This window comes from Pseudoroseomonas ludipueritiae (assembly GCF_014490445.1).
GTDB classification, from domain to species: Bacteria; Pseudomonadota; Alphaproteobacteria; order Acetobacterales; family Acetobacteraceae; genus Pseudoroseomonas; species Pseudoroseomonas ludipueritiae.
Window position 1 is genome coordinate 30,114 of sequence record NZ_JACTUZ010000014.1, and the last position, 19,709, is coordinate 49,822.

16 protein-coding genes are annotated in these 19,709 nt (G+C 68.1%); 6 read left to right on the forward strand and 10 right to left on the reverse strand.

Annotated features, from left to right (window positions below; genetic code table 11):
- Positions 1–87: 87 nt before the first annotated feature.
- Complete coding sequence (locus IBL25_RS06175) at positions 88–1,491, forward strand: ethanolamine ammonia-lyase subunit EutB (RefSeq protein WP_187777678.1); 1,404 nt, start codon at positions 88–90, stop codon at positions 1,489–1,491.
- Positions 1,472–2,239, forward strand: coding sequence for an ethanolamine ammonia-lyase subunit EutC (gene eutC / locus IBL25_RS06180; RefSeq protein WP_379656087.1), 768 nt, complete (start codon positions 1,472–1,474; stop codon positions 2,237–2,239). The genes IBL25_RS06175 and eutC overlap by 20 nt, the downstream gene beginning before the upstream one ends.
- Positions 2,240–2,241: 2 nt before the next feature.
- Here the strand turns inward: eutC and bfr are convergent, their stop codons facing one another.
- The 3 genes from bfr to recQ form a co-directional block, all read right to left on the reverse strand.
- Positions 2,242–2,733: a bacterioferritin gene (gene bfr, locus IBL25_RS06185; protein WP_187777680.1), complete on the reverse strand. Its 492-nt coding sequence runs from the start codon at positions 2,731–2,733 to the stop codon at positions 2,242–2,244.
- A 100-nt stretch (positions 2,734–2,833) separates the two neighbouring features.
- Positions 2,834–3,025 carry a (2Fe-2S)-binding protein gene (locus IBL25_RS06190; RefSeq protein ID WP_187777681.1) on the reverse strand — a complete coding sequence of 64 codons (192 nt, stop codon included), beginning with the start codon at positions 3,023–3,025 and terminating at the stop codon, positions 2,834–2,836.
- An 84-nt stretch (positions 3,026–3,109) separates the two neighbouring features.
- On the reverse strand, positions 3,110–4,921 hold the full coding sequence (gene recQ, locus IBL25_RS06195) for a DNA helicase RecQ (protein ID WP_187777682.1): 1,812 nt from the start codon (positions 4,919–4,921) through the stop codon (positions 3,110–3,112).
- A gap of 749 nt (positions 4,922–5,670) precedes the next feature.
- Here recQ and IBL25_RS06200 point away from each other — a divergent pair.
- Positions 5,671–6,072, forward strand: a complete 402-nt coding sequence (locus tag IBL25_RS06200; RefSeq protein WP_187777683.1) for a MarR family transcriptional regulator — start codon at positions 5,671–5,673, stop codon at positions 6,070–6,072.
- A gap of 122 nt (positions 6,073–6,194) precedes the next feature.
- Here IBL25_RS06200 and cydX read toward each other — a convergent pair whose 3' ends face one another.
- The 5 genes from cydX to cydD form a co-directional block, all read right to left on the reverse strand.
- Entirely contained in the window at positions 6,195–6,305 is a 111-nt protein-coding gene (cydX, locus tag IBL25_RS06205) for a cytochrome bd-I oxidase subunit CydX (RefSeq protein WP_187777684.1), read from the reverse strand.
- A 15-nt stretch (positions 6,306–6,320) separates the two neighbouring features.
- On the reverse strand, positions 6,321–7,475 hold the full coding sequence (gene cydB, locus IBL25_RS06210; protein ID WP_187777685.1) for a cytochrome d ubiquinol oxidase subunit II: 1,155 nt from the start codon (positions 7,473–7,475) through the stop codon (positions 6,321–6,323).
- A 6-nt stretch (positions 7,476–7,481) separates the two neighbouring features.
- Positions 7,482–9,080, reverse strand: coding sequence for a cytochrome ubiquinol oxidase subunit I (locus tag IBL25_RS06215; protein WP_187777686.1), 1,599 nt, complete (start codon positions 9,078–9,080; stop codon positions 7,482–7,484).
- A 72-nt stretch (positions 9,081–9,152) separates the two neighbouring features.
- Positions 9,153–10,844, reverse strand: coding sequence for a thiol reductant ABC exporter subunit CydC (cydC, locus tag IBL25_RS06220; RefSeq protein ID WP_187777687.1), 1,692 nt, complete (start codon positions 10,842–10,844; stop codon positions 9,153–9,155).
- Positions 10,844–12,514, reverse strand: a complete 1,671-nt coding sequence (gene cydD, locus IBL25_RS06225; RefSeq protein ID WP_187777688.1) for a thiol reductant ABC exporter subunit CydD — start codon at positions 12,512–12,514, stop codon at positions 10,844–10,846. Before cydD ends, cydC begins: the two co-directional genes overlap by 1 nt.
- A gap of 278 nt (positions 12,515–12,792) precedes the next feature.
- Here cydD and IBL25_RS06230 point away from each other — a divergent pair, with 278 nt between their 5' ends.
- From IBL25_RS06230 to IBL25_RS06240, 3 genes are all read left to right on the forward strand, one after another.
- A complete protein-coding gene (locus tag IBL25_RS06230; RefSeq protein WP_187777689.1) occupies positions 12,793–15,141 on the forward strand; it encodes a xanthine dehydrogenase family protein molybdopterin-binding subunit in 2,349 nt (782 codons plus the stop codon).
- 14 nt (positions 15,142–15,155) lie between these two features.
- Positions 15,156–15,620 (forward strand): GlcG/HbpS family heme-binding protein, encoded by a 465-nt coding sequence (locus IBL25_RS06235; RefSeq protein ID WP_187777690.1) that lies wholly within the window; start codon positions 15,156–15,158, stop codon positions 15,618–15,620.
- Between the two features lie 70 nt (positions 15,621–15,690).
- Positions 15,691–16,269 (forward strand): YqaA family protein, encoded by a 579-nt coding sequence (locus IBL25_RS06240; RefSeq protein ID WP_187777691.1) that lies wholly within the window; start codon positions 15,691–15,693, stop codon positions 16,267–16,269.
- Here the strand turns inward: IBL25_RS06240 and IBL25_RS06245 are convergent.
- Together IBL25_RS06245 and IBL25_RS06250 are read right to left on the reverse strand one after the other, a co-directional pair.
- Entirely contained in the window at positions 16,266–16,733 is a 468-nt protein-coding gene (locus tag IBL25_RS06245) for a peroxiredoxin (protein WP_187777692.1), read from the reverse strand. The two genes, IBL25_RS06240 and IBL25_RS06245, sit on opposite strands and share 4 nt — an antisense overlap.
- A complete protein-coding gene (locus tag IBL25_RS06250) occupies positions 16,730–19,699 on the reverse strand; it encodes a bifunctional [glutamine synthetase] adenylyltransferase/[glutamine synthetase]-adenylyl-L-tyrosine phosphorylase (protein ID WP_187777693.1) in 2,970 nt (989 codons plus the stop codon). The genes IBL25_RS06245 and IBL25_RS06250 overlap by 4 nt, the downstream gene beginning before the upstream one ends.
- Positions 19,700–19,709 lie beyond the last annotated feature (10 nt).

Here is a 19,709-nt window from a genome sequence, read left to right on the forward strand (position 1 = left end):
CACCTTTCTCAACAAGGCTTTCTTGTTGCCAGCCGGTGACGATGCTGCTGCCATACGCCTTCGGGCGCTGTGGCGGAAAGGAAGCCGATGAGCCGGTATGCCAGCAACTTCCGCGGCGAGCGCCATGTGTTTCGCGACCTGGCCGATCTGCTCGCCAAGGCCTCGCCGGCACGCTCCGGCGACGAGCTGGCGGGGCTGGCGGCGGAAAGCGATGCCCAGCGTGTCGCGGCACGCTCTGTCCTGGCCGATCTGCCACTGACCCGCTTCCTGGAGGAACCGCTGATCCCCTATGAGGCGGATGAGGTGACGCGACTGATCATGGACAGCCATGACGCCACCGCCTTCGCCCCTGTCCGCCACCTGACCGTGGGCGGGCTGCGGGACTGGCTGCTCTCCTATGACGCGGAACCGCAGGCCTTGGCAGACCTGGCGCCTGGGCTGACACCGGAGATGGCGGCCGCCGTGTCCAAGCTGATGCGGAACCAGGATCTGATCTCGGTAGCGCGCCGGTGCCGGGTCGTCACTGCCTTCCGGAACACCATTGGGCTGGAAGGCCGGCTTGGAACCCGCTTGCAACCGAACCATCCGGCGGATGACCTGCGCGGCATCGCCGCCGCCACGCTGGATGGGCTGCTCTATGGCTGCGGGGATGCCGTGATCGGCATCAACCCCGCGACCGACAGCGTGCCGAACTGCATCGCATTGCTGGAGATGCTGGACGGAATGCGCGAGCGCCACGAGATCCCGACCCAGACCTGCGTGCTGACCCATGTCACCAATGCCATCCGAATCATCGAGCGTGGCGCGCCGGTGGATCTGGTTTTCCAGTCTATTGGCGGCACGGAGGCCGCCAATGCCGGCTTCGGCGTCAGCCTCTCCATGCTGCGGGAGGCGCAGGAGGCCGCGTTGGCGCTGAAGCGCGGCACTGTCGGCAACAACGTCATGTATTTCGAGACAGGGCAGGGGGCGGCACTCTCCGCCGATGCGCACCACGGGCTGGACCAGCAGACCGTGGAAACCCGCGCATACGCCGTGGCCCGCGCCTTCTCTCCGTTGCTGGTGAATACGGTCGTTGGCTTCATCGGGCCGGAATATCTTTACAACGGGAAGCAGATCATCCGCGCCGGGCTGGAGGACCACTGCTGCGCCAAACTGCTCGGCGTGCCGATGGGCGTGGATGTCTGCTACACCAACCATGCCGAGGCCGATCAGGACGACATGGACACGCTGATGACGCTGCTGGCCGCCGCTGGCACGTCCTTTCTCATCACGGTGCCGGGTGCCGATGACGTGATGCTGAACTACCAGAGCGGCTCCTTCCACGACGCCCTCTACCTGCGTTCCACCTTCGGCCTGCGCGCCGCGCCGGAATTCGAGGCCTGGCTGGAGCGGATGGAGATGGTCGACCGTCAGGGCCGCATCCGTGAACTGGCGCCACAGGACGGGGCCATGCGCCGCCTGCTGGCAGGAGGTGCCGGCGGTGGCGTCTGATCCTCCCGCTCACGATCCCTGGGGACGGCTTCGCCAGACAACGCCGGCGCGCATTGGCCTGGGCCGCAGTGGCGATGCGCCGCCGGTAGGCGCGATGCTGGATTTCCAATTGGCCCATGCCCGTGCGCGGGATGCCGTGCATACGCCGCTGGACATCCAGGCGCTGGCGGCGGCGCTGGACGGCCTGCCACACGTCTCCGTCCGCAGCTTGGCGCCGGACCGGAGCACTTACCTGCGCCGCCCGGACCTTGGGCGCCGGCTGGACTCGGACTGCGTGGTGCAATTGCCGGCGGGCGCCTGGGACCTTGCCTTCGTGCTGGCTGACGGGCTTTCCGCCAGGGCCGTGCAGCAGCATGCGCCCAAACTGTTGCGGGCGGTGCTGCCGAAGCTCCCGGGCTGGAAGGTGGCGCCGGTGGTCATCGCCACCCAGGGACGTGTGGCCCTTGGCGATGAGATCGGCGGCGCATTGGGTGCCGAACTCTGTGCGGTGCTGATCGGTGAGCGGCCTGGGCTGAGTGTGGCCGATAGTCTCGGCGTCTACCTGACCTACCAGCCCAGGGCAGGGCGGCGTGATTCGGAACGCAACTGCATCTCCAATATCCACGCCTCCGGCGGCCTTTCGCCGGAGGCTGCGGCCACGAAGCTGGCCTGGCTGCTGGCCGAAGCCCGCCACCGCCGCCTGACCGGCGTGAACCTGAAGGACGACAGTCCTGTTCTGGACGCCGCCCCTCCGGTGATCGAGGGCTGAGCCTAGCCCTTGTGCTGGTCCGGCGCCGCGTCGCTGTTGAGGCGGATATAGTCGGAGATGCCGATCTGCTCGATCAGCTTGAACTGCGTATCGAGGAAGTCGGCGTGCTTCTCCTCATCCGCGAGGATGCGCATCAGCAGGTCGCGGGACACGAAGTCGCGCACGCTCTCGCAATGGGCAATGCCGTCGCGCAGGTCGAGGATGGCTTTTTCCTCGATCTTCTGGTCGCAGCGCAGCACCTCCTCGACATTCTGGCCAATGAGGATCTGGTTCAGCCGCTGAACATTGGGCAGGCCGCCAAGGAAGAGGATGCGGGTGATCAGGTCGTCCGCGTGCTTCATCTCTTCGATGGATTCGGCATATTCATGCTTGCCCAGCTTGGTCACGCCCCAATCGTCCAGCATGCGGGCGTGCAGGAAGTACTGGTTGATGGCCGTCAGCTCATTGGTGAGCTGGGTGTTCAGGTACTCGATGACCTTCGCGTCGCGCAGCATGGCGCCTGTTCTCCGTGCGGAATCTGCACCGGACCTTGCGGAAACAGACTTTGCGCGTCAAGCCATTGTTTTTGCGTGAAAATGCGACTGAGAGACGCTTTCAGTCGCCGGCGCCGGCCTGATCGGCTCCAGGCGGTTGCTCACGGATGATGGAGAGCATGGTGCCAGTGCAACAGCCACACTGCGCCGCGCAGTTGCAGGCAGCATAGACTTCCTTTGGCCGCTGTGCCCCGCCGGCGATCGCGTCCCGGATCTGGGTGTCGGTCAGGGCATTGCAGATGCAGACATACATGTCGTGAGCCGCTCGCTGAACTGCTGCGACTGATAGCCGCTCGCAATGCGAGATGCAACTCACTCTCAATAAAACTTGGTTGCTTCAGGCGGTGGCATGCTCGCGCAGCACACGCAGCACATCCTTGCCGTAGCGCTCCAGCTTTGTGTTGCCGACTCCCGGGATGGTACCGAGCTGGTCCAGCGTTTCCGGTTGCTCGGCCGCGATTTCCACTAGGGTGCGGTCCTGGAAGATCACATAGGCCGGTACGCCCTGCGCCAGGGCAGTGCGCTTGCGCCATTCCCGCAGGGCGGCGAAGCGCGGGTCGGACGGCGCCTCGACACTGCCGCGCGTGCGCAGGCTGCCGCGGGCTGGCTGTGTCACCAGTTCCTCCCGCAGCATGACCGGTTGCTCGCCCTTCAGGATAGGGCGGGCCGCATCGGTCGGCACCAGCTCGCCATGGTTCTCCACCGCCACGTCCAGCGCCCCCTGGGCCACCAGTTGCCGTGCCACGCCGCGCCAGGCGGCTTCGGTCAGGTCGCGCCCGACGCCGAAGGTGGGTAGCTGGTCATGGCCGAACTGCGTGACCTTCTGGGTCAGCTTGCCCTGCAGCACATCCACCACATGCCCGAGCCCGAAGCGCCGTCCGGTCCGCAACACGGCCGAGAGCAGCTTCTGGGCCGCGACCGTGCCGTCGAAAAGCCTGGGCGGTGTCAGGCAGATATCGCAGGCCCCACAGGGCTCAGGCGCATCCTCCCCAAAGCAGCGCAGCAGGATCTGGCGCCGGCAGGTGGAAGCCTCGGCGATGCCAACCATGGCTTCCAGGCGCTGCCGCTCCACGCGCTTCTGTTCGTCGCTGGCACCGCTTTCCATGATGCGGTGGCGGGCGAGGGCAATGTCCCCGGCGCCGTAGAGGAGCTGTGCCTGCGCCGGCAGGCCGTCGCGCCCGGCGCGGCCAATCTCCTGGTACCAGCTCTCCGGACTGCGGGGCAGATCGGTATGGGCGACGTAGCGAACGTCGGGGCGGTCGATGCCCATGCCGAAGGCGATGGTCGCGGCCATCACTACGGCATCGCCACGCGCGAAGCGCCGGTGGGCTTCCCGCTTGGAGGAGGGGTCCAGGCCGGCGTGGAAGACGAGGCTGTCATAGCCATCCTGCTTCAGCCAGTCGGCGGTCTGTTCTGCCTTGCGCCGCGTGCCGCAATAGATCAGGCCGGCGCCCGTGCCGTCCGAGGCCGTCTTGATGAAGCGGCGCAGCTGCCCCCGCTCATGATCCCGGGGCTGGGCGGAGATGGCGATATTCGGCCGGTCGAAGCTGGCGCGGAACAGCGGGCTGTCCTCCAGCCCGAGCTGCCGCTGGATATCCGTCACGGTGCGCGGGTCGGCGGTGGCGGTCAGCGCCAGGCGCGGCACGCGCGGGAAGCGCTGCGCCAGGACCGGCAGCGCACGGTATTCCGGCCGGAAGTGGTGCCCCCACTGGCTGACGCAATGTGCCTCATCGATGGCGAAGAGGGCGATGCGCATCTCGTCGAGCCGCGCCAGGGTGCCGTCGAGCGTCAGGCGCTCGGGCGAGACATAGAGCAGCTTCAGGTCGCCGCTATCGAGGTCCCGCCACACAGCGCGCGCCTCGTCCGGTGGCAATTCGGAATGCAGGGCGGCGGCCTTGATGTCCTGCTGCCGCAGCGCCGCCACCTGATCTTCCATCAGCGCGATCAACGGCGAGACCACGACACCAAGGCCGGGCCGGCAGAGGGCGGGGATCTGGAAGCAGAGGCTCTTGCCGCCGCCGGTTGGCATCAGCACAAGGCCGGAGCCACCGGCCACGGCATGGCGAACCACCTCCTCCTGCAGCCCCCGGAAGCCGGTATAGCCAAAGACACGATGCAGAACGTCGAGCGGTTCGCCGTATTCACTCATGCAGAGGGCTTTTAGCGCGGCGGCGGGGCCACGCCCACGCGCAAAATAGGCCAGCTTTGTTCCACTGACCGGATGCTGCCATGCCTTGGATGACGGCGGCACGAACTGCCGCCGCGATATCGGCAAAGCAGGCATGATTGATATGTTCGCGACGCGCATCCAAACGCCGAATTGCCGCGTTTAAGCCGTCAAATCTGCGATTCGGAGGGCTTCGGGATGTTTTCCTGACACTCTATACAAGGGCGCAAACAAGCCTCGGTGTTACGCAAGTCACTGCTGGAAATACACCGGCCGGTTCAGCCGATTATCGTTAAATGTCAGCAGCAAGCGACTGTTTCTGTGGCATTTTATTTAAAGTGCGTCATCGAAATGGAAACGCCGCTCTGCGACAGTTGGTGTCATGATTTGTGTTTGTTACGATTTGAGGCTGGACAAAATCCGCAGGAAGTCCATGCAATCTGCCCGGAACAAGCCGGTTCGTGTGGCGTTGCAATAGCTACGCAACGGCTTACATAGCGCAGGACATTCTGCGCCTAACGTGCTGAGGAAGGCCGATTTCGTTGGTAAGACCCGTCAAGTCAACGTCATCTAGAGCCGCTTCAAGTGCGTCGCTGGGCGGAATTTTGCTCTAAGACTGCGCTTTGGTTCAAAAAAAAGATGCCACGTTCTGCCGGATGTTCCGGCAGTTCATTTTTTTCATTTCTATGCCGGCAGTCGCTGCCGACCTCCTTCAACAAGGATGATATGCAATGGCCGTTCAAAACAGCCCGGACCAGCTGGTCGGGATCCTGCGTGACACAGTGGTGGCGCTGGTGCGCAGGGACGGGCATGACCTTTCGGCCCGCCAGCTCGGGGTGTTCCTGACCGTCTACCTGGGTGAAGGGCCGCACACCGTGCGCGGCCTCGCGGCAGCGCTGAATGTGTCGAAGCCAGCCATTACCCGTGCCCTGGACCGCCTGGGCGAACTCGACCTGGCCAAGCGCAAGACGGACCCTCAGGACCGCCGCAGCGTGCTGGTGCAGCGTACCACCAAGGGTTCTGCCTTCCTGCGGGACATCCGCACCGTGATGGTGGAGGCCGATGCCACTGCCCGCACCGTGGCGCCCTCCGTGCCCGCCAACACCGAGACGGCGACGCGCCGCGCCGTCTGATCCGGCGGGATTCACTTCTACAACTTCCGGCTGTGCTGCTGGCCAGCCTTTGTGCCAAAAACGGCTCCGGTATTCCGGAGCCGTCTTTGTTTCTGCTGCCCCGCAGAGCCGGGACCATGGCCTCATTCCTCGGGGCGCAGCTCGCCGTTCTCCATCAACTCGAACCACATCGCGTTCAGGACAGCGAAGGCGCAGGCGAGGGGAAGGCCCAGTAGCCAGGCAAAGTACCACATCGCTTTGATCCTTTCTCAGTAGACGGTTTCGCTGTTGCTGTGGACCATCGCTTCATCGACCTTGCCCCAGAGCACCCGGTAGACCCAGGTGGTGTAGGCCAGGATGATCGGCATGAAGACAACGGCGCCCACCAGCATGATGAACAGCGTCAGATGGGAGGAGGAGCTGTCCCAGACCGTGAGGCTGGAGCGCGGGTCGATCGAGGACGGCAGGATGAAGGGAAACATCGACAGGCCGACGGTCGAGATGATCCCGAAGACCGAGAGCTTGCTGCTCAGCAGGGTCAGCACCTCGCGCTGGCCGCGCATGCCCAGGAAGGCACCCAGCGCGCCCAGGAAACCGCAGACCGGCGCCACCAGCATCCAGGGATGCGCCGCGTAATTGGCGAACCAGGCGCCACCTTCACGCACCACGGTCTTCAGCAGCGGGTTGGAGGGGCCATCGGTGACCACCGGGCTGGTGATGCGGTAGCCGTCCACGAAGAGCCACAGCGCCACGCCGCCCAGGGCGAAGAGCGCCACCACCGCCAGCGCCGCGATGCTGCCATAGGCGCGGCCACGTGCCGCCACCGGGCCGCTGCTCTTCAGTGAGAGCCAGGCGCCGCCGTGCATCACCATCATGCTGAGCGACAGCAGGCCGCAGAGCAGGGCGAAGGGGTTCAGCAGCCCGAAGAAGGAACCTTCATAACGGGCGAACATCGTGTCCTCGAAGCGGAAGGGAACGCCCTGCAGGGCATTGCCGACCGCGACGCCGAAGATCAGCGCCGGCACGAAGCCGCCGATGAAGAGCGCCCAGTCCCAGCCATTGCGCCAGCGCGCCTCAGGCCGCTTGCTGCGGTACTTGAAGCCCACGGGCCGCAGGATCAGCGCCGCCAGCACCACGAACATCGCCAGGTAGAAGCCGGAGAAGGACACGGCGTACAGCGGCGGCCAGGCGGCGAAGATGGCGCCGCCGCCGAGGATCAGCCAGACCTGGTTGCCTTCCCAGACCGGGCCGATGGTGTTGATGGCCACGCGCCGCTCCATGTCGTTGCGCGCGGCGAAGGGCAGCAGGGCGCCGACGCCGAGGTCGAAGCCATCGGTCACGGCGAAGCCGATCAGCAGCACGCCCAGCAGCCCCCACCAGAGGATGCGCAGCGTGGTGTAGTCGAGGAGTTCGTGCAGGATCATGACAGGTCACTCCGCCGGAAGGGGCTCGGGGATGCCGGCGCCCGGATGCGGCACGTTGCTGCTGGGGCGGGGATGCGCGGGGTCGAAGGCCGGCCCCTTGCGGATGGCCTTGAGCATCAAGCCCGTCTCGATGATGGCCAGCGCGGTGTAGATCACCACGAAGCCCATGATGGTCAGCAGCACCTGGGTGATGCCGAGGTCGGAGACGGCGGCGGCGGTGGGCAGAACGCCCTCGATGATCCAGGGCTGACGGCCGAATTCGGCGACGAACCAGCCGCATTCGCTGGCGACCCAGGGCAGCGGGATGGCGAAGACGGCCACCCACAGCAGCCAGGGATGGGCATCCAGCCGGCGCCGGGCAGAGAGATAGAAGAAGGCGCCGGTGAGCAGGATAAAGAAGACGCCGAGACCGACCATGATGCGGAAGGTCCAGAACAGCGGCCCGACCTGCGGCACGGTATCCCAGGCGGCCTGGCTGATCTGCTCCGGAGTCGCCTGGCGCGGGTCATCCACATAGCGGCGCAGCAGATAGGCATAGCCGAGCTGGCGGGCATTGGCCTCGAAGTTCTCGCGCACCTGCTGCGGCACCTCGCCGCCGCCGGCGGCACGGATGGTCTGCAGCGCGTCGAAGGCAACGACGCCTTCGCGGATGCGCTCTTCCGCCAGCTTCACGAGATCCACGATGCCCGGGACCTCGGTGTTCAGCGAACGGGTCGCGATCAGGCCGGTCACGAAGGGGATGTGGATGGCGTAGTGCGTCTCGCGCGCTTCCTGGTCCGGGAAGCCGAAGGCGGTGAAGGGCGCCGGCGCGGGCTCGGTCTCCCACATGCCCTCGATGGCGGCCAGCTTCATCTGCTGGTGCTCGGTGGCCAGGTAGCCGCTCTCGTCGCCCAGCACGACGGCGGAGAGCGAGGCGGCGAGGCCGAAGGCGGCGGCCACGGTCATGGAGCGCTTGGCCAGCGCGACGTGGCGGCCCTTCAGCAGGTACCAGGCGGAAACGCCGAGCACGAAGAAGGCGGCGCAGACATAGCCGGCGGAGACGGTATGGACGAACTTCGCCTGCGCCACGGGGTTGAAGATGACTTCCCAGAAGTCCGTCATCTCCATCCGCATGGTCTGCGGGTTGAAAGCGGCGCCCACCGGGTTCTGCATCCAGCCATTGGCGATCAGGATCCAGAGCGCGGAAAAGTTGGACCCCGCCGCGACCGCCCAGGTCGCCGCCAGATGCCCCAGCTTCGAGAGCTTGTCCCAGCCGAAGAAGAACAGGCCGACGAAGGTGGCTTCCAGGAAGAAGGCCATCAGCCCTTCAAGCGCCAGCGGGGCGCCGAAGATGTCGCCGACATAGTGGCTGTAGTAGCTCCAGTTCATGCCGAACTGGAATTCCATGGTCAGGCCGGTGGCGACGCCGAGCACGAAGTTGATGCCGAAGAGCGTGCCCCAGAACTGCGTCATCTGCCGCCAGATGGCGCGGCCGGTGGCGACGTAGACTGTCTCCATGATGGCCAGGACAATGGAAAGCCCCAGCGTCAGTGGCACGAAGAGGAAGTGGTAGAGGGCTGTCATCGCGAATTGGAATCGCGAGAGTGAGACGACGTCGAGTTCCATCCGATCCGCGCCGTGCTACGGCGTCCTTTCGGTGTTGTGGCGCCGCCGGAAGACGGCGCCGGGGGTAGAGCCTCAATCCGGCCGGAGCTGGTCCAGCAGGGCGAGGTGATCGGGGGTGCCGCGGCGGGCCTCGGCCACCACGCGCCCATCGCGCAGCAGCACCAGCCGGTCGGCCAGCTCCGCTTCCCGCCGCAGATGCGTGACGATCAGGGTGCCGTGACCGGCGAGGCGCGGCCGCAGCCGGTCCAGCAAGGCGAGGGCGGTTTCACGGTCCAGGCCCTCGGTGGGCTCGTCCAGCAGCCAGAGCGGCGCGGGGCGGAGCAGGGCCCGGGCCAGCATCAGGCGCCGCGCCTGGCCGGAGGAGAGGCCGAAGCCGCCCTCGCCGAGCCGCGTGTCCAGCCCGTCAGGCAGCGAGGCCAGCACGGGGCCGAGGCCCGCGGCGTCCAAAGCCTCCATCAGTTCGGCATCCCTGGCGCGCGGGGCGGCCAGCAGGAGGTTGCCGCGCAGGCTGTCCTGGAAGAGCTCGGTGCGCTGGCTCATCCAGACCGTGCGGGGCTGCCCGGCGGCCAGGGACACATGGCCGCCACCGGCTTCGATCTCGCCGGAGAGCAGGGACAGCAGGGTGGACTTGCCCGCGCCGCTCTCGCCCACGAGGGCGACACATTCATTGGCGCCGACATCAAGGCTGCAGCCATCCAGCACCGCACGACGGGCGCCGGGATAGCGCAGCCGCAGGTCGCGCAGGTGCAGTGCCAGGCCGGCGGGTGCCACCGGGAGCGGCGCGGCGGGCGCCGCTTCTTCCTTCAGGCGAGGCGCCAAACGCCGGGCAGCCAGCAGAGCGCGGCCGAGTTCCAGTGCTCCACGCCGCAGCGGGGCGAAGGCTTCCAGCACCGCCATGGCTGCCAGCACGGCCAGGGCGGCAATCGGGGCCGAGACGGTGCCCTGCTCCGCGAGGATCGCGGTGACCAGAAGGGTTCCCACCAGCGCCGCCTGCCCGGCCAGGAAGAGCAGCGCCGCCCCGCGCGTCTCCAGCCGGTTCAGCGTATCCTCGGCGGAGGCGAGGCGGGCATCGGCGGCCATGATGGATGCGCTCTGGGCCTCGGCGCGACCGGCCATCAGCAGGTCTACCTGTCCCTGGGCGGCATCGATGGCGCGCGAACGCAGGGCCTCAATGGCGGCGGCGCGGCGGCGGCCGGGGCGCAGCGCGGCGCGGGCGATCCACCAGGGCAGCAGGCCCCCGGCCAGCGGCAGCAGCACCAGCAGCGGCCAGGTCAACGCGGGCGCGGCCAGCCACAGCCCGACCAGAACCGCCAGCGAGACCAGCAGAGCAGCGGCCAGCGGCGCCAGGACACGAAGATACAGGCTGTCCAGCGCATCGACCTCGGAGGTGAGGCGGAACAGCAGGCGGGCAGGGCGGCGTTGCAGCGCCTCGGCACCTTCGGCGGTGGCGTGGCCGCGGAACAGGCGTTCCCGCAGGCCGGCCAGCACGCGCAGTGTGGCGTCATGCGTCACCAGCCGCTCGCTGTAGCGGGCGCCGGTGCGAACCAGCGCCAGCAAACGGATGCTCGCACCGGGGATGAAGACATCGAAGGCCAGGGCGGCGCTGGTCAGGCCAGCCAAGGCGGTGGCGGTGATGAACCAGCCAGAGAGGCCAAGCAGGGCGATACCCGCCAGCAGCGTCATTGCCATCATGGCCGCGCCGCCGAGCAGGGCGGAACGCCGCTCCTGCCAGAAGAGCGCCATGATCGGGGAGAGGGGCTTCATCACAGCGTCACCACCCGGTCCATGCGGGCCGCCAGGGCAGGGTCATGGGTGGCCACCAGCAGGGTGCGGCCCTGTGCCAGCCGCAGCAGGCCTTCGGCCACGGCGGCGGCGCTGTTCTGGTCCAGATGCGCCGTGGGCTCATCCGCCAGCACCAGGCCGGCGGCGGGGTTCAGCGCGGCGCGTGCCAGGGCGACCCGCCGGGCCTCGCCACCGGAAAGGCCGAGGCCGCCTTCCGCCATCAGGTCGCGCAACCCACCGGGGCGGCGGGCAACGACCTCCTCGACCGACGCCAGCCGCAGCGCGGCTTCCATGGCTTCGGCAGCCGGGCGTTCACGCCCCAGCAGCAGGTTGGCCTCCAGGGAGCCCGCGAAGAAATACGGCGCGGCGCCAAGCCAGGCCGTGCGCCTGCGGGCAGCGGCAATGCTCTGCTCGTCCAGGAAGGCATTGTCGAAGAAGACATCGCCCTGCTCTGGCCGCAGCAGGCCAGCAGCCAGGGCCAGCAGCGTGGACTTGCCGGAGCCGCTGGGGCCGAGCAGCGCCACCTTCTCGCCCGGCGCGATCTCCAGGCTGAAGTTCTCCACGACCGGGGTAGTGGCGCCCGCATGCCGGAAGCTGACGCCGCGGAAGGCCAGGGCCGCGGCACCGGTGTGAAGGGCCGGGGCAGCGGCCTCGGCAGGCAGCAGCACGGCGCCGGAGGGCGCGGAGAGCAGGGGGGCCAGCCCGGCCAGGGCGGCTTCGCCCGAGGCGCGGTCATGATAAGCGGCTGCGAAGTCGCGCAGTGGCTGGAAGAACTCCGGCGCCAGCAGCAGCAGGAAAAGGCCGGCCGCCAGATCCAGCCTCACGCCCCAGGCGCCGAAGGGCAGTTGGCCAAGCAGATGGAAGCCGATGAAGGTAGCTACCATCGCCACGCCCAGGGCGGCGAAGAGTTCCAGCACGGCAGAGGACAGGAAAGCGATGCGCAGTACGGCCATGGTGCGGCGGCGCAACTGTGCCGCGACGCCGCGCAGGCGCACTGCCGTGCCATCGACCGCGTCAAAGGCCCGCAGCGTGGTCAGGCCACGCAGCCGGTCCAGCAGGAAGCCGTTCATGCCGCTCATGGCCGACATCTGCCGGTCGGCGGCATCGCGCGCCTTGATCCCGATCAAGGCCATGAAAATCGGAATCAGCGGCGCCGCCAGCAGCAGCGCCAGGGCCGCTACCCAACTCGTCCAGCCGATCACCAGAAGGATGACCGGCGGCACGATGGACATGCGCAGCCGCGCCGGGTGCCAGCGGGTCAGCCAGGGCAGCAGGGCTTCGGCCTGTTCGGCCATGCCGCTGGCGATGCTGCCGGACGTGGGGCGAGAGAGGTCGAATGGCGAAAGGCCGGGCAGGGCTTCCGCCGCCGCCCGTCGCAGCCCGGTCAGGATCGCCCGCGCCGCCCGGAAGGCGCCACGCGCGGCCAGGGCGTCCAGTGCTGCCCGGAGCAGCGCCAGGGCACCGATGGCGGCGGCGGGCCAGACCGCATCCGAAGCCGGGGCACCGGAGGCGATGCCGCCAACCACCCGCGCCAGCAGTGCTGCCTGGGCGATCCAGAGCAGGCCGGAGCCCGCCTGGAGCAGGCCGGCGCGGCGGATGCGGGACATCTCTCTGGGGAAGCGGGCTTCCAGCCTTGGGGCAGTCGCGGTCATGTCACGGGGCCGGAGGGGTCTTGTTCAGCTCTGCGCGGGTTTGGCGCCTTGCCGGCGCCGCGTCCCTTCTGCCGCCCCGGTGCCTGCGCGTCTTTGATTTGGCGCAAAGGCGCCGGAAGGGGCGGCACCTTTCCAGGGGCGTATCAGGTGCCGTGATCGTGGCCGTCGAAGGGGCCGGTCCTCGCCAGGTTGCAGCAGGAGGGGGGTCGCCACCCCGTCCCGTTGCGCCTAGATTCACGCGACCCCTGTTTCCCGCCTGCCAACGGAGAGGCCCCTTCATGCCGGATTCTCTGCTTCCCGACCCGAGCCGCCTCAAGTTTGGCATCGGCCAGCCGGTCCCGCGCAGCGAGGACCCTGTCCTGCTGCAGGGCCGGGGCCGCTACACCGATGACCTGCAGTTCCCCGGCCAGCTCTGGTGCGTGATCGTTCGCAGCCCCTACGCCCATGGCATCCTGCGGGGCATCGACACGGCCGCGGCGAAGGAGGTGCCCGGCGTCGTGGGCGTCTTCACCGCCGCCGACATGGGCGAATACGGCACCCTGCACTGCATGATGCCCTCGCCGGGCCTGCACGACATCCAGCGTCCGGTGCTGGCTTCCGACAAGGTGCGCTTCGTCGGCGACCCGATCGCCTTCGTGGTGGCGGAGACCAAGGAAGCGGCCAAGGACGGCGCCGAGGCTGTCTTCCCCGATATCGATCCGCTGCCCGCCGTGACCGAGGCCTCGGCCGCCTCCGCCCCGGATGCGCCGCAGCTCTATGACGACATCCCCGGCAACCTGGTGCAGGACTTCCATTCCGGCGATGCCGCCAAGGTGGCGGAAGCCTTCGCGGGCGCCGCGCATGTCACCCGGCTGAACCTGCGCAACAACCGCATCGTCGTCAGCGCCATGGAGCCGCGCAGCGCGGTGGGTGAATACGATGCGGCCAGCGGGCGCTACACGCTGCACGTCGGCAGCCAGGGCGTCTTTGGCATGCGCAATGCCATCGCGAAGGAACTGCTGAAGGTCCCGAACGACAAGCTGCGCGTCCTGACGGGCAATGTCGGCGGCTCCTTCGGCATGAAGGCCGGCGCCTATCCGGAATACATCTGCCTGCTACACGCGGCGAAGGTGCTTGGCCGCCCGGTGAAATGGACGGATGAGCGCACCGGCTCCTTCCTCTCGGACTATCACGGCCGCGACCATGAAGTGACGGCGGAACTGGCCCTGGATGCCGAGGGCAAGTTCCTGGCGGTGAGGCTGAGCTCTTTCGCCAATATGGGCGCCTATCTCAGCAGCGTCGGCCCGCTGATGGGCACGGCCGGCTTCGGCCGCAACGTGCAGAGCAACTACACGACACCGCTGATCGAGATCTCCACCAAGAGCCTCGTCACCAATACGCCGCCGGTGACGGCCTATCGTGGTGCCGGCCGGCCTGAGGGCAACTACTTCATGGAGCGGCTGATCGAGGCCGCCGCCCTGGAGATGGGCATCAGCGCCATCGAGATGCGCCGGCGGAACCACATCAAGCCGGACCAGTTCCCCTATGCCGCCGCTTCTGGCAGCAAGTATGACGGCGGCGAGTTCAACGCCGTGCTGGATAAGGCACTGGCCGCCGCCGACTGGGATGGCTTCGAGGCCCGCAAGGCCGAGAGCAAGGCGCGCGGCAAGCTGCGCGGACGCGGCATCGGCAACTTCCTGGAAGCCACCGCGCCGCCTTCCAAGGAGATGGGTGGGCTGCGCTTCGGTGAGGACGGCAGCGTCACCATCATCACCGGCACGCTGGATTACGGGCAGGGGCATTGGACGCCCTTCGCCCAGGTGCTGCACCAGACGCTCGGCATTCCCTTCGACCGCATCAAGCTGATCCAGGGTGACTCGGACAAGCTGATCGCGGGCGGCGGCACCGGCGGCTCCAAGTCCCTGATGGCCTCAGGTGCCGCGATCGTCGAGGCTTCTGCCAAGGTGGTGGATAAGGCTCGCATCGCCGCCGCCCATATGCTGGAAGCGGCTGAGGCGGATATCGAGTTCGACCCGCATGCCGAGGGCGGCGGCCGCTTCTCCATCGCCGGCACCGACCGCGGCCTGGACATCATGACCATCGCAGCCCGCCTGCGGGAAGCGAAGGACCTGCCGCCGGAGGTGCCGGATACGCTGGACGTCGACCATGTCTTCGACCAGGCGCCCTCGGCCTTCCCCAATGGCTGCCACGTGGTCGAGCTGGAAGTCGACCCCGAGACCGGGGTCGTGCACATCGACCGCTATGTCAGCGTCAACGACTTCGGCGTGATCGTGAATCCGCTGCTGGTCGAGGGCCAGGCGCATGGCGGCATCGTGCAGGGCATCGGCCAGGCCTTGATGGAGCGCACCAACTACAGTGAGGACGGCCAGTTCCTCTCCGGCTCTTATTCCGACTACGCGGTGCCCCGCGCGGTGGACGTGCCGAGCTTCGAGTTCATCTCCCACGCCGTGCCGGCCAAGACCAATCCGCTAGGCGTCAAGGGCTGTGGCGAGGCCGGCTGCGCCGGTTCCCTGCCAGCCGTGATGAACGCGCTGGTGGATGCGCTGCGCGACTATGGCGTGACGCATCTCGACATGCCGGCGACGCCAGAGGTGATCTGGCGCGCCATCCACCAGCAGGCTGCCTGAAGGAGAATACGCTTATGCCCAACCCGCCCATCGGCTTCGCCCATGGCCTGACGCTTTCCGCCGCCAGCCGCATCGCGGAGGTGACCCTGGCTAAGGGGCGCGAGCTGGGGCTGGCGCCCCTGACCGTGGTGGTGCTGGACCAGGCTGCCCAGCCCAAGGCCCTGCTGCGGGAGGACGGCGCCAGCCTGCTGCGGCCCGAAATCGCGATGGGCAAGGCCTTCGGCGCCATGGCCCTGGGCTTCGGCGGACGGGAGCTGGCGCGGCGCTCGGCCAAGATGCCGGGCTTCATGAATGCCTTCTCCGACCTCTGCGGCGGGCGTGCCGTGCCGGTGCCGGGGGGCGTGCTGGTGCGCGATGCCAATGGCACCATCCTGGGTGCCGTCGGCGTCTCCGGCGATGCCTCGGACAAGGATGAGGTCTGTGCCGTGGCCGGGATCGAGGCCGCCGGGCTCGTGGCGGATACCGGCGATCCTGAATAATCCGCCACCTATACCGAATCGCCCCGGGGTGGCTCTTGCAGGGCTACCCCGTGCGTGAGATGCCGGCTGGATGTTGCGCGCCCTTTACGACTTCGTGCTCCGGCTGGCCGGGCACCGCCATGCGGGAGCCTGGCTTTCGGCCGTTTCCTTCGCCGAAAGCAGCTTCTTTCCAATTCCGCCGGACGCCATGCTGGTGCCAATGTGCCTGGCACGGCCGGAGCGCGCCTGGCGCTATGCGGCGCTCTGCACCATCGCCTCCGTTCTTGGTGGTCTCCTAGGCTACCTGATCGGCTACTTCTTGTTCGAGGCCATCGCCCAGCCGATTCTGGCCGCCTATGGCCACGCCGAGGCGCTGGAGAGCTTCCGTGGCTGGTTCGCCCGCTGGGGCGCGGCGGTCATCCTGATCAAGGGCCTGACGCCGATCCCCTTCAAGATCGTCACCATCGGCGCCGGTGCGGCGGCCTTTGACCCCTGGATCTTCCTGCTCACCAGCATCATCACGCGCGGTGCGCGCTTCTTCCTGGTGGCGGCCATGCTCCGCCGCTTCGGGGAGCCGGTGCGCGGCTTCATCGAGGAGCGCCTGACCCTGATCACCACCGTCGTGGCGGTGGCGATCGTGGGTGGCTTCGCGGCGCTGCGCTTTCTCTAGCCCAGCGCCTTCGCGGCCTTCAGCACCTCGCCGGCATGGCCCGGCACCTTCACCTTGCGCCAGACCCGCGCCACCTTGCCTTCCGCGTCGATCAGGAAGGTGGCACGCTCCATGCCCATGTACTTGCGGCCGTACATCGACTTCTCGACCCAGGTGCCATAGGCCTCGGCGGTTGTCTTCTCCGAATCGGAAGCGAGCGGGAAGGTGAGGTTGTACTTCTCGGCGAACTTCTCGATCGGCTTCATCGGGTCGGGGGAAATGCCGATGACATCCAGCCCCAGCCCTCCCAGCGCGGGCAGCGCTTCCTGGAAGTCGCAAGCTTCCTTGGTGCAGCCGGAGGTATCCGCCTTCGGGTAGAAATACAGCACGAAGGGCCGACCCTTCATGGCGGCCAGCGACACGGTGCGGCCGCCGCTCGCCGGCAACTCGAATGCCGGCGCCGGCAGACCTTCCTCGATGCTCATACTGTTCCTCCGGAATCGAGGCGGCCGAGATGCCGCTCGAACAAGGCGCGCACCTGCTGCGCTCGCGCCTGCATCTGTGCCTGGAAATCCGCGAGGTCAACCGCCGGGCGATCCAGCAAGGGGGCGGTGGCGCGTTGCAGCGCGACGGCGGTGGCGGCGGGGAGGGTGTCGCCCTTCCAGCGGCCCACCGTCAGCCGCAGCAGGCCCAGGGTCGTGCGCCAGAGCCGGTCGGCGGCGATCAGGGTTTCGGCATCCTCGGGCGGCAGGATCTTGGCCCGCCCGAGGTTCTGCAGGGCCACCCGCGTGGTGGGCGCCAGGATGGTGGGCTTCCGGCGGGCATGCGCCAGTTGCAGCGCCTGGGCGATGAACTCCACCTCCACCAGCCCGCCTGGCATGGCCTTGATGTCCAGCGGCCCCTCCGGCGGCAGCTCGCGCAGCATGCGGGCACGCATGGCCACAGCATCCGCCACGGCATCCGGCCCGGCATGCTCGATCAACGTGGCCTTCACCGCCGCGCCGATGCGCCGGCGCAGCCCGGGGGGGCCCGCGACGCAGCGCGCCCGCGTTAGCGCCATCCGCTCCCAGGTCCAGGCACTCTCGGCGTGGTAGCGCTCGAAGGCGGAAAGGGAAGTCGCCACCGGCCCTTTGCTGCCGCTGGGCCGCAGCCGCATATCCACCTCGTAGAGCTTACCTTCCGCCCCCGGCGCGGTGATGGCCGCCACCATCTGCTGCGCCAGCCGGGCGAAATAGGTGCTGGCGGGCAGGGAGCGCGGCCCGCCGGTGCTTTCCGGGACGTCCTCCGGGTGGTCATAGACCAGGACGAGGTCGAGGTCGGAGCCCGGCAGCATCTCCCGCCCACCCAGCTTCCCGAGCGCCATCACCGTCAGCGCGCCGCCACGCAGCTTGCCGAAGCGGCGGGCGAAGTCCCCGGCCACATGCGGCAGCAGGGCACCAATGGCGGCGTCTGCCAGGTCGCTGCGCGCGATGCCAGCATCGTCGGCGTCGATCCGTCCTTCCAGCGCCGCGGCATCGATCTCGAACTTTCCCTCGGTCACCAGCCGGCGCGCGTCCTCCAGCGCTTCCTCGACATGGCGGGCGTCCTTGACCAGCGCGGGGAGGCTGGTGCTGGCGCCATCCAGCATCTGGCCCGCCAGCAGCCCTTCCAGCGAGGCGGGGTTAAGCGCCAGGTGGTCCGCCAGAGCCGGTGCCGCTCCCAGGATGCCCGCCACGCGCGACAGAAGCGCCGGGTTGCGCTGAAACAGGGACAGCATCTGCACGCCAGCTTGTAGCCGGCTGAGCACGGTGTCGAAGCGGGCCAGCGCCACATCGGGCTCCCGCTGGGTGGCGAAGGCGGCGAGGATCGGTGGCGTCAGTCCGCGCAGCAGTGCCCGCGCCCGCTCGCTGCGGGTGGCGCGGGTCTGGCCGTGCAGCCAGCTTCTGAAGCGGGCGGATACCTTGGCGGGATTGGCGAAGCCCATGGCGCCAAGGGCGCTCAGGGTCTCGGGGTCATCGTGCTCCTCGTCGAAATGCAGGCGGTGATCGGATGCCTCTTGCGGCGGCATGTCCGGCATCTGGGCCCTGCGTTCGAACAGATCCGAGTAATGCCTCTCGACGCGGGAAAGATGGCGTGTCAGGGCGGCGGAGAAGCCGGCGGTATCGGCGAAGCCCATGAAGCTGGCGATGCGGGCCAGCGCTTCCTCATCCTCCGGCAACTGCTGGGTCTGCCGGTCATCGACCATCTGCAGGCGGTGTTCGACGTCGCGCAGGAAGACATAGGCATCGGCCAGATCCGCCGCCGCGCGGCGCTCGATCCGCCCGGCGGCGGCGAGGGCCGCCAGGGCACCCAGGGTTGTCGGGTCGCGCAGCGCCGGGTCGCGGCCGGCCCAGATGAGTTGCAGGGCCTGGACAGTGAACTCGACCTCACGGATGCCACCGCGGCCGAGCTTCACGTTGTGCCCGGCCACGCGCACTTCGCTATGCGCGCCGCGTCCGCCATGCGCGGCATGGATCTGCCGCTTGATGGCGTGGATATCTGCCATCATCGCGAAATCCAGGTGGCGGCGCCAGACAAAGGGACGGATCTCGGCCAGGAAGCTATCCCCGGCGGCCCGGTCCCCGCCCACGGGCCGCGCCTTGATCATGGCCGCCCGTTCCCAGTTCTGCCCCATGGATTCGTAGTAGAGGATGGCTGTGTGGATCGAGACGGCCAGCGGCGTCGCGGCCGGGTCCGGCCGCAGGCGCAAATCGGTGCGGAAGACATAGCCATCCGCCGTCCGTTCCTCCATCAACCGCACCAGGTCCCGCGCGATGCGAACGTAGACAGCGCCCGCGCGTTCAGTGTGGTAGGCTGCGGCCTCCGGGTCGTAGAGGACCATTAGGTCGATGTCGGAGGAATAGTTGAGTTCGCGTGCCCCCAGTTTGCCCATGCCAAGCACGATCAAGCCCGAGCCCTTGCTGACAAGGCGGGGGTCTCGTGTCGCGGCGCGGGGCAGGCGCAACTCGCCCCGGTTGGCGGCTTCGCGCAGCAAATGGGCGCAGGCATAGTCGATCGTGGCTTCTGCCAGAGTGGAGAGCGCGCCGGTGACGCGGTCCAGCGGCCATTGGCCGCTCAGATCAGCCAGTGCGATGATCAGGGCGGCCTGCCGCTTGGCCTGCCGCAAGAGGGCAGCCACGGCTGGCCGCGCGGCATCGGGGTCGGCGCGGCTCAGCGGGTCCAGCGCCAGTTCCAGCGCCGCGTCGGCGCCGCGTTCGGCGAAGCGCAGCAACGTGGCGCTTTCGCGCTCCGCCAGCCCGGCGAGGTACGGGCTGTGACCGGCCAGGGCACCCAGCAGCGCCACCCCCCGGGCTGTTTCCGCGAAGTGCCGTTCCGCCGGCCCTCGCGCGGCGAAGCTTTCGATGCAGCGCGCGGCGGCCTCGCGGTCGAAAGGCGGCGGCAGGCGGGAAAATTCGGATGCGTCGTCCGGCATGATGGTGGAG

What these genes read in the sequence shown, in the direction of transcription:
- IBL25_RS06175 (WP_187777678.1), top strand. Translation starts at nt 88, where the DNA reads ATGAGCCGGTATGCCAGCAACTTCCGCGGCGAGCGCCATGTGTTTCGC.
- bfr (WP_187777680.1), bottom strand. Translation starts at nt 2,733, where the DNA reads ATGCTGCGCGACGCGAAGGTCATCGAGTACCTGAACACCCAGCTCACC.
- IBL25_RS06190 (WP_187777681.1), bottom strand. Translation starts at nt 3,025, where the DNA reads ATGTATGTCTGCATCTGCAATGCCCTGACCGACACCCAGATCCGGGAC.
- recQ (WP_187777682.1), bottom strand. Translation starts at nt 4,921, where the DNA reads ATGAGTGAATACGGCGAACCGCTCGACGTTCTGCATCGTGTCTTTGGC.
- IBL25_RS06200 (WP_187777683.1), top strand. Translation starts at nt 5,671, where the DNA reads ATGGCCGTTCAAAACAGCCCGGACCAGCTGGTCGGGATCCTGCGTGAC.
- cydX (WP_187777684.1), bottom strand. Translation starts at nt 6,305, where the DNA reads ATGTGGTACTTTGCCTGGCTACTGGGCCTTCCCCTCGCCTGCGCCTTC.
- cydB (WP_187777685.1), bottom strand. Translation starts at nt 7,475, where the DNA reads ATGATCCTGCACGAACTCCTCGACTACACCACGCTGCGCATCCTCTGG.
- IBL25_RS06215 (WP_187777686.1), bottom strand. Translation starts at nt 9,080, where the DNA reads ATGGAACTCGACGTCGTCTCACTCTCGCGATTCCAATTCGCGATGACA.
- cydC (WP_187777687.1), bottom strand. Translation starts at nt 10,844, where the DNA reads ATGAAGCCCCTCTCCCCGATCATGGCGCTCTTCTGGCAGGAGCGGCGT.
- cydD (WP_187777688.1), bottom strand. Translation starts at nt 12,514, where the DNA reads ATGACCGCGACTGCCCCAAGGCTGGAAGCCCGCTTCCCCAGAGAGATG.
- IBL25_RS06230 (WP_187777689.1), top strand. Translation starts at nt 12,793, where the DNA reads ATGCCGGATTCTCTGCTTCCCGACCCGAGCCGCCTCAAGTTTGGCATC.
- IBL25_RS06235 (WP_187777690.1), top strand. Translation starts at nt 15,156, where the DNA reads ATGCCCAACCCGCCCATCGGCTTCGCCCATGGCCTGACGCTTTCCGCC.
- IBL25_RS06240 (WP_187777691.1), top strand. Translation starts at nt 15,691, where the DNA reads ATGTTGCGCGCCCTTTACGACTTCGTGCTCCGGCTGGCCGGGCACCGC.
- IBL25_RS06245 (WP_187777692.1), bottom strand. Translation starts at nt 16,733, where the DNA reads ATGAGCATCGAGGAAGGTCTGCCGGCGCCGGCATTCGAGTTGCCGGCG.
- IBL25_RS06250 (WP_187777693.1), bottom strand. Translation starts at nt 19,699, where the DNA reads ATGCCGGACGACGCATCCGAATTTTCCCGCCTGCCGCCGCCTTTCGAC.